Here is a 13,144-nt window from a genome sequence, read left to right on the forward strand (position 1 = left end):
TCCCATAAAAAAGAGATCGAAGCATGACCCATGACAACGATCGCGGAGACAAGGCCCTGCTGCACATCGACGGCGTCTCGGTGCGCTTCGGCGGCATCGTGGCGCTCGACGGCGTGTCCTTCGACGTGCAGCGCGGGCAGATCTGCGGACTGATCGGCCCCAACGGCGCCGGCAAGAGCACGCTGTTCAACTGCCTGTCGCGTCTCTACGAATGCAACACCGGCCGCATCACCTTCGACGGCCATCCGCTGTCGACGATGCCGCGCCACCGCATGGCGGGCATCGGCATCGGCCGCACCTTCCAGAACCTGGCGCTGTTCCGCACCATGACCGTGCGCGAGAACGCGCTGGTGGGCTGCCACAGCCAGCACCACGCGGGTTTCCTGCGCAACGCCTTCCGGCTGCCGGGCGCGGCGCGCATCGAGGCCGAGGCGCGTGCGCGCGCCCAGGCGCTGATCGATTTCCTCGACCTGGGCAGCGTGGCCGAGCGCACCGTGGCCGACCTGCCTTTCGGCACGCAGAAGCGCGTCGAACTGGCCCGCGCGCTCGCGGCCCAGCCGAAGCTGCTGCTGCTGGACGAGCCCGCGGCCGGCCTCAACCACGAGGAGCTCGAGAGCCTGGGCGCGCTGATCCGCGACATCCGCGACCGCCTGCAGGTCACGGTGCTGCTGGTCGAGCACCACATGGGGCTGGTGATGGGCGTCTCCGACAAGGTGGTGGCGCTCAACTTCGGCAAGAAGATCGCCGAGGGCACGCCGGCCGAAGTGCGTGCGCATCCGGAAGTGATCCGCGCCTACCTGGGCGCGGACGAGGAGGTCGCGGCATGAGTTCCATCCTTGAAGTGCGCGGCCTGCGCGCGGCCTACGGTGCCACGCGCGTGCTGCAGGGCATCGACCTCGACATCGCCGACGGCGAGATCGTCGCGCTGCTGGGCGCCAACGGCGCGGGCAAGACCACCACGCTGCGCGCGCTGTGCCAGGCCATGGTCTCGACCGAAGGCAGCATCACCCTGGTGGGCCAGCGCATCGACGGCCGCTCGACCGAGCAGATCGCGAAGCTGGGCGTGGGCCATGTGCCCGACGGCCGCGGCACCTTCCTGGGCCTGACGGCCGAGGAGAACCTGCGGCTGGGTGCCTACGCGCGGCCCAGCCGGGCCGGCGCCGAGGCCGACATGCAGCGCATCTACGGCTACTTCCCGCGCCTGAAGGAGCGCCGCGCCCAGCAGGCCGGCACCCTGTCGGGCGGCGAGCAGCAGATGCTGGCCATCGGCCGCGCGCTCATGGGCAAGCCCAAGCTGCTGCTGCTCGACGAGCCCTCGTTCGGCCTCGCGCCGCTGATCGTCAAGGACATCTTCGCGATCATGCGGCGCATCAACCAGGAGGAGCGCGTGTCGATCCTGCTGGTGGAGCAGAACGCCAAGCTCGCGCTCGACCTGGCCGACCGCGCCTACCTGCTGGAGACCGGGCGCATCGTGCTGTCCGGCCCCTCGAACGACATCCGTCGCGACGACGCAGTCCGTCGCGCCTATCTGGGCGAATAACGCATGAACGCTTTCCTGCACCAACTGCTCGCCGGGCTCGCGTCCGGCGGCATCTACGCCAGCGTCGCGCTGGCCCTGGTGATGATCTACCAGGCCACGCACCACATCAACTTCGCCCAGGGCGAGATGGCGATGTTCTCGACCTTCATCGCCTGGATGCTGATCCAGGCCGGGCTGCCGTACTGGCTGGCCTTCGTCGCGACCGTGGTGCTGTCCTTCGTGCTGGCGGCGGTGGTGGAGTTCACCGTGATCCGGCCGATGCACGACAAGCCCGCGCTCTCGGTGGTGGTGGTGTTCATCGGCCTGCTGGTGATCTTCCACAGCCTTGCGGGCTGGCTGTTCGGCTACACGATCAAGCAGTTCCCGAGCCCGTTCCCGTCCGATGCCTGGTACGGCAGCGCCATGATGTCGGCCCACGAGGTGGGCGCGATCGTGGTCACGCTGGTGGTGGTGGTCGCGCTGTTCTCCTTCTTCCGCTTCACGCCGCTGGGCCTGGCGATGCGCGCCGCGGCGCAGAACGCGGCCTCGTCGCGGCTGGTCGGCATCAACGTCGGCCGCATGCTGATGCTGGGCTGGGGCCTGGCCGGCGCGATCGGCGCGGTGGCCGGGATGATGGTCGCGCCGGTGGTCTTCCTCGACCCCCACATGATGACCGGCGTGCTGCTCTACGCCTTCGCCGGCGCGCTGATCGGCGGCATCGACAGCCCCATCGGCGCGGTGCTCGGCGGCTTCCTCGTGGGCGTGCTGGAGAACCTGATCGGCACCTACGTCGTGGGCACCGAACTCAAGCTGTCCGTCGCGCTGGTGCTCATCGTCGGCGTGCTCATCGTGCGCCCGGCGGGCCTGCTCGGCCGCACCGTCGTCACCCGCGTCTGACCAAGGATTCCTCGACATGAACTCTCTCGACGCCACGTCCCGCGCGCCCATCGTTGCCGCTGCGCCATCGACGCCCAAGCCCGTACGCCGAGGCGGCTTCGCCCCCGGCTGGATCGGCACGCTGGCGGTGCTGGCCCTGCTCGCCATCGGCCTGGCCTTCGTGGCCAAGGGCTTCCAGCTGTTCCAGGCCACGATGGTGCTGTCGTACGCGATCGCGCTGCTGGGGCTGAACATCCTGACCGGCTACAACGGCCAGATCTCGCTGGGCCACGGCGCCTTCTACGCCATCGGCGCGTACACCACGGCCATCCTCATGGAGCATGCCGGTACGCCGTACTGGGCCACGGTGCCGGCCGCTGCCGTGGTCTGCCTGGTGGTGGGCTATGCCTTCGGCCGGCCTGCGCTCAAGCTCGAGGGGCTGTACCTCGCGCTCGCCACCTTCGCGCTGGGCGTGGCCATGCCGCAGCTGCTGAAATACAAGCACCTCGAGGCCTGGACCGGCGGCGTGCAGGGCATCGTGCTGATGAAGCCCGACGCGCCCTTCGGCCTGCCGCTCACGCCCGACCAGTGGCTCTATCTGTTCGCGCTCTTCGTCACGGTCGTCATGTTCGTGATCGCGCACAACCTGCTGCAGAGCGGCACCGGCCGCGCGATGCGCGCCATCCGCGACCATGCGATGGCGGCCGAGGCCATGGGCGTGGACAACAGCCACTACAAGTCGATGACCTTCGGCGTGTCGGCCGCCTACACCGGCGTGGGCGGGGCGCTGTCGGCCATCGCGGTGCAGTTCGTGGCGCCCGATTCGTTCACGCTCTTCCTGTCGATCTCGCTGCTGGTGGGCATCGTGATCGGCGGCGTGGGCACGCTGTGGGGCGCGATCTTCGGCGCCATCTTCATCATGTTCGTGCCCTCGTTGGCGGAGAAGGTGTCGAAGGCCGCACCCTGGGCCATCTACGGCGTGGTGCTGATCGCGATCATGTTCGCGATGCCCGGCGGCGTGGTGGGCCTGCTGCGCAAGATCCAGGCGCGCTTCAAAGCCCATGGATGAACCCGAGGCGATCGCCGCCGCGTTGCAGGCGATCGCCGCGCGCCTGGCCCCCGGCGGGCGCACGGTCGACGGGCTGCGCCGGCTCTCGGGCGGTGCCAGCCAGCAGACCTGGGCCTTCGAGCTGGGCACCGCGGAGGAGGGCGCGCTGCCGCTGATCCTGCGGCGTGCCCCCGGTGTGCAGGGCCCGCGCGACCACGGCTCGGCCGGCCTCGCGACCGAAGCCGCGCTGATCGATGCGGCCCGCGCACTGGGCGTGCCGGCGCCCGCCGTGTGCCATGTGCTGCAACCCTCCGACGGTCTGGGCGAAGGCTTCGTGATGGCGCGCATCGAGGGCGAGACGCTGGGCCGCCGCATCGTGCGCGATGCGCGCTTCGCGCCGGCCCGTCGCGTGCTCGCGCGGCAATGCGGCCAGGCGCTCGCGAAGATCCACCGCGTGCCGCTCGCCGGCCTGCCGCCGCTGCGCCGTTCGGGCGCGCGCGCCGAGCTCGACTTCCAGCTCGCGCTGCACCGCGGCCACGGCACGGCAAGGCCGGTGTTCGAGGCCGCCTTCCAGTGGCTGCGCCGGTATTCGCCAGCCACCGAGGCCGCGCCGGTGCTGGTGCACGGCGACTTCCGCAACGGCAACCTGATCGTCGGAGAGGAGGGGTTGCGCGCCGTGCTCGACTGGGAGCTGGCCCACATCGGCGACCCGATGGAAGACCTGGGCTGGCTCTGCGTCAACGCGTGGCGCTTCGGCCATGACGATTTGCCCGTGGGCGGCTTCGGCACGCTGGCCGAGCTGATCGAGGGCTACACCGCCGAGGGCGGCACGGTGGATACCGAGCGCCTGCGTTACTGGCAGGTGCTGGGCACGCTCAAGTGGGGCATCGTCTGCGAGGCCATGGCGCATGCCTGGCTCAGCGGCAGCGAACGCGAGCTCGAGAAGGCCGTGATCGGCCGCCGCGCCTCCGAGGCGGAGATCGACCTGTTGGCGCTGATCGCGCCCCAAGGAGGCGCCTGATGCAGGACCGTCCCACGCCCACCGAACTGCTCGAAGCCGTGGCCGCCTTCCTGCGCGAGCAGGTGGTGCCGGCCGTGGACGGCACCCTGGCCTTCCATGCGCGCGTGGCCGCCAATGCACTCGACATCGCGCGCCGCGAGCTGCTGGCCGATGCCGATGCGCAGCAGGCGGACGGCGAACGTGCCGCGCTGCAGGCCCTGCTCGACAGCACCGAGCCCGACCTCGACGCGCTGCAGCGCACGCTGTGCCGGCGCATCGCCGACGGCGCCCTCGACCTGGCCACGCCCGGTCTGGCCGATCACCTGTGGCGCAGCACGCGCGCCAAGCTGGCCGTGGACCAGCCCGGCTATGGCAGCTACCGGCGCAGCCTCGACCCCACATCCGCCGGAACACCGACGCCATGAACTTCGATCTCCCGCCCGAACTGGTCGCCTACCTGGGCGAACTCGACGCCTTCATCGAACGCGAGATCGTGCCGCTGCAGGCGCAGGACGACAACGAGCGTTTCTTCGACCACCGGCGCGAATGGGCGCGCACCGATTTCGACAACGGCGGCCTGCCGCGCCCCGAGTGGGAGGCGCTGCTGGGCGAGGCGCGCCGGCGAGCCGACAAAGCCGGCCACCTGCGCTTCGCGCTGCCGAGCGAATTCGGCGGCCGCGACGGCGGCAACCTCTGGATGGCCGTGATCCGCGAACATTTCGCGGCGCGCGGGCTGGGCCTGCACAACGATCTGCAGAACGAGCACTCGATCGTTGCCAACAACCCCTTCGTGCTCGCGATCCGCGACTTCGGCACGCCCGCGCAGCGCCAGGAATTCATCGCCGGCATGCTCGACGAAAGCCTGCACCTGGCCTTCGGCCTGACCGAGCCCCAGCACGGCTCGGACGCCACCCACATGGAGACCCGCGCCGTGCCCGAGGCCCGCGGCGGCCGCGCCGGCTGGCGCATCGACGGCGAGAAGATGTGGACCACCGGCATGCATGTGGCGACGCACTGCGTGGTGTTCGCGCGCACCAGCGGCGAGGACGGCGCCGCGCGCGGCATCAGCGCGCTGCTGGTGCCGGCGCAGGCCGAGGGCGTGAAGATCGAGGAGTACCTCTGGACCTTCAACATGCCCACCGACCATCCGCGCGTGAGCTTCACCAACGTGTGGGTGCCCGAGGACGCGCTGCTGGGCCCGCTCGATGGCGGCCTCGCGGTGGCGCAGCATTTCGTGCACGAGAACCGGATCCGCCAGGCCGCCTCGAGCCTGGGCGCGGCCGACTACTGCGTGCGCGAGAGCGTCCGGTACGCCCGCGAGCGCAAGCCCTTCGGCGAGGAACTGGCGCGCAACCAGGGCATCCAGTTCCCGCTGGTCGAGCTGGCCACGCAGGTCGAGATGCTGCGCCTGCTGATCCGCAAGACCGCCTGGGAGATGGACCGCATGCCCAAGCCCGAGGTCGAGCGGCGCCTCTCGGACAAGGTCTCGATGTGCAACTTCTGGGCCAACCGGCTGTGCTGTGAGGCGGCCGACCGCGCGATGCAGGTGCACGGCGGCATCGGCTATTCGCGCCACAAGCCCTTCGAGCACATCTACCGCCACCACCGGCGCTACCGCATCACCGAGGGCTCCGAAGAGATCCAGATGCGCAAGGTCGCGGGCTACCTGTTCGGCTACATGGGCCCGAAGAAAAACCAAGGAGACAAGGCATGAACTCAGGCTTTCCACCGGCGCGCCGGCGCACGCTCGCGGCCCTGGCCGCAGTCACCCTGGCGGTGGCACTGCCCGCCGCGGCCCAGAAGAAGTACGACCCCGGCGTGTCCGACACCGAGATCAAGCTGGGCATGCCGATGCCGCTGTCGGGCCCGGTCTCGGGATACTCGGTGGTGGGCAAGGTCGCGCAGGCCTATTTCAGGAAGCTCAACGAGGCCGGCGGCATCGGCGGGCGCAAGGTCAGCCTGCTGATCTACGACGACCAGTACTCGCCGCCCAAGACGGTCGAGGTGGTGCGGCGCATGGTCGAGGAAGACCAGGTGCTGGCCGTCTTCGGCAACCTGGGCACCGCGCCCAACACCGCGATCCAGCGCTACATGAACGCGAAGAAGGTGCCGCAGCTGTTCATCCAGAGCGGCGCGGCCCAGTTCGACGATGCCGCGAAGTCACCCTGGACCGTGCCCTTCCTCGGCAGCTATCAGGGCGAGGGCAGGGCCTTCGCGCGCCACATCCTGGCCAACCGGCCCGAGGCCAAGGTGGCGGTGCTGATGCAGAACGACGACCTGGGCCGCGAAGTGCTCAAGGGCCTGCAGCAGGGCCTGGCCGGGCAGGCCAAGGCGAAGGTCGTGGGGCAGGCCACCTTCGAGGTCACCGACCCGACGGTCGATTCGCAGGTCGTGCAGCTCAAGAACTCCGGCGCCGACGTGCTGGTGATGGCGGCCACCGCCCGCACCGCCGCCCAGGCCATCCGCAAGACCGCCGACCTGGGCTGGCAGCCCGACCGCTACCTCAACTTCGCCGCGGCCTCGGTCAAGATGGCCTTCGAGCCCGCGGGCGCCGAGAAGTCGAAGGGCGTGGTCTCGCTGGCCGTCTACAAGGAGCCGATGAGCCAGCGCTGGGGCCGCGACCCGGAGGTGCTGGCCTACCTCGACCTGCTCAAGACCCATGCGCCCGATGTCGACGCGAGCAACGGCAGCGGCGTCTCGGGCTACCTGGTGGCCGCGCTGATGGCGCACGTGCTGCAGGCCGCGGGCGACGACCTCTCGCGCGACAACCTGCGCCGCGTGGCCAGCAACCTCAAGGACGTGCGCCTGCCGATGCTGCTGCCCGGCGTGCTGATGGCCAACTCGGCCAGCGACCTGCATGCCTATGCCACCATGCAGCCGGTGCGCTTCAACGGCGTCGAACTCGATCCGCTCGGGCCGGTGCTGCAGATGAAGTGAGGGCGACCGGTGTCGGCTGTCTCGCATCGGTCTGTGTTTCGGTACGTTCCACAGCAGAATCCGCATGGATCGACTCGTCCAGGCCGATGCGCTGCGCACCTGACGTGATCGAGTCCGATGAAGGCCGCCGGGCCGTCCCCGTGTTCCCAACCATCAGAGAGGCAGACATGAGCGAAAACACAACCGATTCATCCCTTTTGTATGAGCGCGAGGGCGACGTCGCGATCCTGAGCCTGCATGTGCCGACCCGGCTCAACCCGCTGACGCTCGATATCCAGCGCGGCCTGCGCGACCGCCTGGCGCGGCTGTGCGACGAGGGCACGACGCGCGCGCTGGTGATCACCGGCGCGGGCAAGGCCTTCTGCGTGGGCGCCGACCTGTCGAGCATGGGGCCGAACGAAGGCGGCGGCAGCCTGGGCCAGCGCACGGCCGACACCATGGCCGAGCTGTCGAACCGGCTGATCGCCGACATCCGCGCCTTGCCCTTTCCGGTGGTGAGCGCGGTCAACGGCCCGGCCGCGGGTGCGGGCGTGGGCCTGGCGCTGGCGGCCGACGTGGTGCTGGCGGCGCGCTCGGCCTATTTCTACCTGCCCTTCATGCCCCGGCTGGGCATCGTGCCCGACCTGGGCACCACCTGGTTCCTCGAGCGCTCGATCGGCCGCGCGCGCGCGGTCGCGCTGACCTTGCTGGGCGACCGGCTGAGCGCCGAGCAGGCCGCGCAGTGGGGCCTGATCTGGTCCTGCGTCGACGACGCGGCGCTGCGCCAGGAGGCGCTGGCCACCGCGCAGCGGCTGGCGCGCCTGCCCGCGCATGCGGCGCGCGAGATCCGCAACGCCTACGAATCGGCGGGCAGCGTGCCGCTGGAGGCGCAGATGCACTACGAGGCCGAGCGCCAGCGCGAACTCATCGACCGGCCCGAGTTCGCCGAGGGCGTGAAGGCCTTCGGCGAGAAGCGCGATCCGGTCTTCGGGCGCAACTGAGCCATGGCGAGCGAGAACCACACCGCGGCCACCGTGCCTGAATTCGACGCCGAACGCCTGGCCAGCCACCTGCGCGCCCAGATCCCGGGCCTGAGCGGCCCCATGCGCCTGGCACGCATCGGCGGCGGCCAGTCGAACCCGACCTTCTTCGTCGATTTCGACAACCGCGCGCTGGTGCTGCGCAAGCAGCCGCCGGGCGAACTGCTGCCCTCGGCCCACGCGGTCGACCGCGAGTACCGCGTGCTGCGCGCGCTGGCTGGCACCGACGTGCCGGTGCCGAACGCGGTGCTGTACTGCGAGGACCGCAGCGTGGTCGGCACGCCCTTCTACGTGATGGACAAGCTCGAAGGCCGCGTGTTCCCGCACTACACGCTGCCCGAGCTTCGGCCGGCCGAGCGCCGCGCGTATTACTTCGCCATGGCCGAGACGCTGGCGCGCCTGCATGCGGTCGACTGGGCCGCCGCGGGCCTGGGCGACTACGGCCGGCCCGGCAACTTCTTCCAGCGCCAGGTCACGCGCTGGACGCGGCAATGGGAAGCCTCGCGCACCCGCGAAGACGCGAACATCGACCGGCTCATCGCCTGGCTGCCGGCGAACATCCCGGCCGGCGACCACACCACCATCGCGCACGGCGACTTCCGCTTCGGCAACCTGATGTTCCACCCGACCGAGCCGCGCGTGATCGCGGTGCTCGACTGGGAGCTGTCGACCCTGGGCCATCCGCTGGCCGACGTGGCCTACAGCTGCATGGCCTGGCACACGGGCGCCGACGAGTTCGAAGGCATCCGCGACGTCGACCTGGCGGCCGAGGGCATCCCGACCCAGGCCGAGTACGCCGCGCACTACCGCCAGGCCGGGGGCCATGCGGAGCCGGTGACGAACTTCCACCTGGCCTTCTCGCTGTTCCGCTTCGCGGTCATTCTCGAAGGCATCGCTGCGCGCGCGCGCAGCGGCATCGCGGCCGCCAGCGATGCGCAGCAGGTGGGCGCCCAGGCCGCGGGCTTCGCGCGACGGGCCGCGGCGCTGATCGACTGAAGGGGCGCGCGGGGAGAGGTGGGAAAATCCCGCTTCTCCATGACCGACGCTCTGCTCCTCGATTCCCCCACGCCGCTGCTCGACCGCCTGCAGACCCTGGCCGACTGCCCGCGCGCCGAGGGCTATGCCTGCATCACGGCGCGGCGCGAGCATGGCGCGAGCTCGGTCACCATCGACGGGCCGACGCTGGCCATCGTGCTGTCGGGTCAGAAGTGGCTGCGCGGCGCGGGCATCGACCTCACGATCGAACCCGGCCAGCTGTTTCTGGTCACGCGCAGCTGCCGCATCGACGTGATGAACCGGCCCGATGCGCGCAACGGCCTCTACCTCACGCTGACCATCCCGCTGTGCGCCGAGGTGCTCGACGCGGCGCGGCTGCTGTGGTCGGTGCCGGTGGTGCAGGGCGGCGACAGCATCGTCGTCATGCCCGCGGCCCGGCTCGAGGCCGACCTCATGGCCTGGAGCGGCGCGCTGCAGGCCGCGCGCTACGGCGAGGCGCGGCTGGCGCTCGCGGCCATGCTGGTACGCCTGTGCGGCTGGGGCCATACCGCCATGCTGGCACCGCCACCGCCCAGCCTGGCGGCGCAGGTGCAGGCCCTGGTGGCCGCGCAGCCCGAGCGCGACTGGCGCTCGGTGGATTTCGAGGCCGCGCTGGGCATGAGCGGCGCCACCTTGCGCCGGCGCCTGGCGGCCGAGCACACCTCGCTGAGCGACGCGATCACCGAGGCCCGCTTGTCGCGGGCGATGACGCTGCTGTACACCACGCGCTGGCCGGTGAAGACGGTGGCCGGCCGGGTGGGCTACCGCTCGAGCGCGAGCTTCGTGCGGCGCTTCGTCGAGCGCTACGGCCTGCAGCCCGGCGACATCGGCAACGCCGAGGGCTGAGCACGGCGCGAGCGTTTCACGCACGAAGTTGAGCGCCTCGCAAGGCGCGTCGCACCGAGGATGAGGCTCCCTTGTCCCTGGACCTTTTTCATGCCGCTTCATGCTTCTTCCCGCCTGCGCCTGCTCATCGCCGCCGCGGCCACGACCTTGGCGCTCGCCGCGCCGGCCCAGCCGAGCGCGCAGGTGCCCGGCTACTACCGCCAGGCCATCGGCGACCTGCGCGTGACCGCGCTGTTCGATGGCGTGGTGCCGCTGCCACGCGCCCAGCTCACCGGCATCGCGCCCGCGCAGGTCGATGCGCTGCTGGCCGACCGCCATGTGCCCGAGGGCGAGAAGGGCCTGCAGACGGCGGTCAACGCCTACCTGGTGGAGCGCGGCGGCCTGCGGGTGCTGGTCGATGCGGGCACGGCGCAATGTTTCGGCGAAGGCCTGGGCCAGGTGCTGGCCAACCTGCGCGCGGCCGGCTTCCGGCCCGAGAACGTCGATGCGGTGCTGATGACCCATGCCCACCCCGACCACCTCTGCGGCGTGCTCGATGCGCAGGGCGCGGTGGCCTACCCCAACGCCACGCTGTGGCTCGCGCGCGAAGAGGCGGCCTATTGGGAAGACCCGGCTTCGGAGGCCGCGACGCCCGACGCACTGCGCTTCCTGTTCGGCATGGCCCGGCGCGCGATCGCGCCCTATGCGGCGGCTGGCAGGCTGCGCCGCTTCGGCCCCGGCGATGCGCTGCCGGCCGGCTTCACGGCGCTGGCCTCGCATGGCCACACGCCGGGCCACACCTCCTTCCTGGCCGACGGCGGCAAGGACGGTGCGCAGAAGCTGCTGGTCTGGGGCGACGTGCTGCACTACCACGCGGTGCAGTTCGCGCGGCCCGAAGCCTCCTTCGAGGCCGACACCGACCGCCCGCAGGCCATCGCCTCGCGCCGCGGCCTGCTCGAACGCGCGACCCGCGAAGGCTGGTGGGTGGCGGGCGCGCACCTGCCGTTCCCGGGGCTGGGCCATGTGCGGCGCGAAGGGCCGGCCTTCGCCTGGGTGCCGGCCGAGTTCTCGCCGCTGCCGGCGGGGCGCTGACCGCGCCGTTCAGCCCACCTTGCGCTCGCGGCCGGCCCAGTGCGGCTCGCGCAGCTTGTACTTGAGGATCTTGCCCGCCGGCGACAGCGGCAGTTCGCTCGCGAAAGCCACGCTGCGCGGGCACTTGTAGCCCGCGATCAGCGTGCGGCAGTGCGCGATCAGCGCCTCGGCCGTGAGCGCCTGGCCTTCGCGCAGCACCACCACCGCGTGCACGCGCTCGCCCCAATGTGCGTCGGGCACACCGACCACCGCGCACATCGACACCTGCGGCAGCTGGGTGATCGCGTTCTCGACCTCGGCCGAGTAGACGTTCTCGCCGCCGGTCACGACCATGTCCTTGAGGCGGTCGACGATGTAGAGGAAGCCGTCGTCGTCCATGCGGCCGCCGTCGCCGGTGTGCATCCAGCCGTCGCGCAGCGCCTCGGCGGTCTGCGCGGCCTTGTTCCAGTAGCCGGCCATCACCATCGGGCCGCGCGCCGCGATCTCGCCCACCGTGCCGTGGGGGACCGGCAGGCCTTCGGCATCGACGATGCGCACTTCGGCGATCGGCACCGGCCGGCCGGCCGAGCGGCGGCGGTGCGCCGGCTGCTCGGGGTGGTGGCACCAGGCGGGCAGCACGGTCACCACGGGCGAGAGTTCGGTCATGCCGTAGAGCTGGCAGAAGCCGGCTTGGGGCAGCTTCTCGATGGCCTGCATCAGCAGCGCGTCGTCGATGGGCGCCGCGCCGTACAGCACCAGCTGCAGGCTCGAGGTGTCGTAGTCGGCGAAGCGCGGATGCTCGATCAGCCGCTTGACCATGGTGGGCACCATGAAGGTCTCGCTGGCGCGCTCGTTCTGGATCGCCTCCAGCACCTGGACCTCGTCGAAGGCCGGCATCACGATCTGGGTGCAGAGCCGCAGCATGAGCTGCAGCGTCAGGCCCACGCCGCCCACATGGAACAGCGGCGCCATGTTCAGGCCCACCGCGTCGACCGGGCGCGTGGCCGCCATGTTGGCCGAGAGCTGGCCCGCATAGAGATTGGCGTGCGTCAGCATCACGCCCTTGGGCTGGCCGGTGGTGCCGCCGGTGTACATCACGGCCGCGAGGTCGGCGCCGCCACGGCGCGCATCGGCCGCGGGCACGGCCTGCGCCATCAGCGCCTCGGCATCGTGCAGGCCCTCGGGTGCGGGGCCGTCGTCGAACCAGACCAGCGTCTGCAGCGAGCGTGACAGGCCGTGCTGCTGGGCGCCCAGCGCCGCATGCTTCGCATCCACCAGCAGCAGCCGCGTGTCGCAGTCGTCGAGCGAGTAGGCCACCTCTCGCGCGCTCCAGCGGATGTTGACCGGGTTGACCACCGCGCCAGCCCACCAGGCCGCGTAGAAGAACTCCACATAGCGGTCGGAGTTGAGCGCCATCATGCCGACCCGGTCGCCGGGCTGCACGCCCTGCGCCTGCAGCACCGCGGCCAGCCGCGCCACGCGGTCGACGAAGACGGCGAAGCTGCTGCGGCGCGCGCCGCAGACCAGGGCCGTGGCCTGGGGTTTTTCCTGCAGGGCCTTGTGCAGGGGCTGGGTGAGTTCCATGAAAAGCGGTCTCCGGGAGGGCGTGAAAGGGCGGGGCGCGTGAGGGTCCCGCCCGGCCTCGATTCTTGTGCGCGGGCCGCGCCTTGGCTGTCGTCCGAATCGACGATTCGGCGCGCGGCGTTCGATGGCCTGCCGCGGTAGGTCGCGCCAAATTCGTCCCTTTGGACGAGCGTTCGCCGCGATGCAGCGGCCGAGAATTCTCCGGGGCCGCAGCACGCGGCCTGCGACAC

Annotated in this window: 13 protein-coding genes; 12 read left to right on the top strand and 1 reads right to left on the bottom strand. The window is 70.9% G+C overall.

From position 1 onward, the window contains the following. Positions 1-23: 23 nt before the first annotated feature. The 12 genes from QTI20_RS07345 to QTI20_RS07400 all read left to right on the top strand — a co-directional run bounded on the left by QTI20_RS07345 (position 24) and on the right by QTI20_RS07400 (position 11,351). A complete protein-coding gene (locus QTI20_RS07345) occupies positions 24-827 on the top strand; it encodes an ABC transporter ATP-binding protein (RefSeq protein ID WP_219217179.1) in 804 nt (267 codons plus the stop codon). After that, positions 824-1,540 carry an ABC transporter ATP-binding protein gene (locus QTI20_RS07350; protein ID WP_286548832.1) on the top strand — a complete coding sequence of 239 codons (717 nt, stop codon included), beginning with the start codon at positions 824-826 and terminating at the stop codon, positions 1,538-1,540. Before QTI20_RS07345 ends, QTI20_RS07350 begins: the two co-directional genes overlap by 4 nt. 3 nt (positions 1,541-1,543) lie before the next feature. Continuing rightward, on the top strand, positions 1,544-2,416 hold the full coding sequence (locus QTI20_RS07355; protein ID WP_219217183.1) for a branched-chain amino acid ABC transporter permease: 873 nt from the start codon (positions 1,544-1,546) through the stop codon (positions 2,414-2,416). 16 nt (positions 2,417-2,432) lie between these two features. Then, complete coding sequence (locus QTI20_RS07360) at positions 2,433-3,464, top strand: branched-chain amino acid ABC transporter permease (protein ID WP_286548829.1); 1,032 nt, start codon at positions 2,433-2,435, stop codon at positions 3,462-3,464. Continuing rightward, a complete protein-coding gene (locus QTI20_RS07365) occupies positions 3,457-4,464 on the top strand; it encodes a phosphotransferase family protein (protein ID WP_286548826.1) in 1,008 nt (335 codons plus the stop codon). The genes QTI20_RS07360 and QTI20_RS07365 overlap by 8 nt, the downstream gene beginning before the upstream one ends. After that, entirely contained in the window at positions 4,464-4,868 is a 405-nt protein-coding gene (locus QTI20_RS07370; RefSeq protein WP_286548824.1) for a DUF6285 domain-containing protein, read from the top strand. The genes QTI20_RS07365 and QTI20_RS07370 overlap by 1 nt, the downstream gene beginning before the upstream one ends. Further along, positions 4,865-6,157, top strand: a complete 1,293-nt coding sequence (locus tag QTI20_RS07375) for an acyl-CoA dehydrogenase family protein (RefSeq protein WP_286548822.1) — start codon at positions 4,865-4,867, stop codon at positions 6,155-6,157. Before QTI20_RS07370 ends, QTI20_RS07375 begins: the two co-directional genes overlap by 4 nt. Further along, on the top strand, positions 6,154-7,380 hold the full coding sequence (locus tag QTI20_RS07380) for an ABC transporter substrate-binding protein (protein WP_286548821.1): 1,227 nt from the start codon (positions 6,154-6,156) through the stop codon (positions 7,378-7,380). Before QTI20_RS07375 ends, QTI20_RS07380 begins: the two co-directional genes overlap by 4 nt. Positions 7,381-7,547: 167 nt before the next feature. Next, positions 7,548-8,360 (top strand): enoyl-CoA hydratase-related protein, encoded by an 813-nt coding sequence (locus QTI20_RS07385; RefSeq protein WP_286548819.1) that lies wholly within the window; start codon positions 7,548-7,550, stop codon positions 8,358-8,360. 3 nt (positions 8,361-8,363) lie between these two features. Further along, a complete protein-coding gene (locus QTI20_RS07390) occupies positions 8,364-9,395 on the top strand; it encodes a phosphotransferase family protein (RefSeq protein ID WP_286548818.1) in 1,032 nt (343 codons plus the stop codon). 39 nt (positions 9,396-9,434) lie between these two features. Continuing rightward, positions 9,435-10,280, top strand: coding sequence for a helix-turn-helix transcriptional regulator (locus tag QTI20_RS07395; protein WP_286548816.1), 846 nt, complete (start codon positions 9,435-9,437; stop codon positions 10,278-10,280). Between the two features lie 90 nt (positions 10,281-10,370). After that, positions 10,371-11,351, top strand: coding sequence for an MBL fold metallo-hydrolase (locus QTI20_RS07400; RefSeq protein WP_286548814.1), 981 nt, complete (start codon positions 10,371-10,373; stop codon positions 11,349-11,351). 9 nt (positions 11,352-11,360) lie between these two features. On the opposite strand, the gene QTI20_RS07405 is transcribed toward QTI20_RS07400, so the two are convergent. Next, the gene (locus QTI20_RS07405) at positions 11,361-12,914 is read right to left on the bottom strand and encodes an acyl-CoA synthetase (RefSeq protein ID WP_286548812.1); all 1,554 of its coding nucleotides are present in this window, start codon (positions 12,912-12,914) and stop codon (positions 11,361-11,363) included. Positions 12,915-13,144: the final 230 nt, after the last annotated feature.

This window comes from Variovorax sp. J2P1-31 (genome assembly GCF_030317215.1).
In the GTDB taxonomy this organism is placed as follows: Bacteria; Pseudomonadota; Gammaproteobacteria; order Burkholderiales; family Burkholderiaceae_C; genus Variovorax.

Excerpts from the sequence above, each read along its gene's own strand:
- QTI20_RS07380 (WP_286548821.1), top strand. The coding sequence starts at position 6,154 with ATGAACTCAGGCTTTCCACCGGCGCGCCGGCGCACGCTCGCGGCCCTG.
- QTI20_RS07405 (WP_286548812.1), bottom strand. The coding sequence starts at position 12,914 with ATGGAACTCACCCAGCCCCTGCACAAGGCCCTGCAGGAAAAACCCCAG.
- QTI20_RS07395 (WP_286548816.1), top strand. The coding sequence starts at position 9,435 with ATGACCGACGCTCTGCTCCTCGATTCCCCCACGCCGCTGCTCGACCGC.
- QTI20_RS07365 (WP_286548826.1), top strand. The coding sequence starts at position 3,457 with ATGGATGAACCCGAGGCGATCGCCGCCGCGTTGCAGGCGATCGCCGCG.
- QTI20_RS07375 (WP_286548822.1), top strand. The coding sequence starts at position 4,865 with ATGAACTTCGATCTCCCGCCCGAACTGGTCGCCTACCTGGGCGAACTC.
- QTI20_RS07385 (WP_286548819.1), top strand. The coding sequence starts at position 7,548 with ATGAGCGAAAACACAACCGATTCATCCCTTTTGTATGAGCGCGAGGGC.
- QTI20_RS07345 (WP_219217179.1), top strand. The coding sequence starts at position 24 with ATGACCCATGACAACGATCGCGGAGACAAGGCCCTGCTGCACATCGAC.
- QTI20_RS07350 (WP_286548832.1), top strand. The coding sequence starts at position 824 with ATGAGTTCCATCCTTGAAGTGCGCGGCCTGCGCGCGGCCTACGGTGCC.
- QTI20_RS07370 (WP_286548824.1), top strand. The coding sequence starts at position 4,464 with ATGCAGGACCGTCCCACGCCCACCGAACTGCTCGAAGCCGTGGCCGCC.
- QTI20_RS07360 (WP_286548829.1), top strand. The coding sequence starts at position 2,433 with ATGAACTCTCTCGACGCCACGTCCCGCGCGCCCATCGTTGCCGCTGCG.
- QTI20_RS07400 (WP_286548814.1), top strand. The coding sequence starts at position 10,371 with ATGCCGCTTCATGCTTCTTCCCGCCTGCGCCTGCTCATCGCCGCCGCG.
- QTI20_RS07355 (WP_219217183.1), top strand. The coding sequence starts at position 1,544 with ATGAACGCTTTCCTGCACCAACTGCTCGCCGGGCTCGCGTCCGGCGGC.
- QTI20_RS07390 (WP_286548818.1), top strand. The coding sequence starts at position 8,364 with ATGGCGAGCGAGAACCACACCGCGGCCACCGTGCCTGAATTCGACGCC.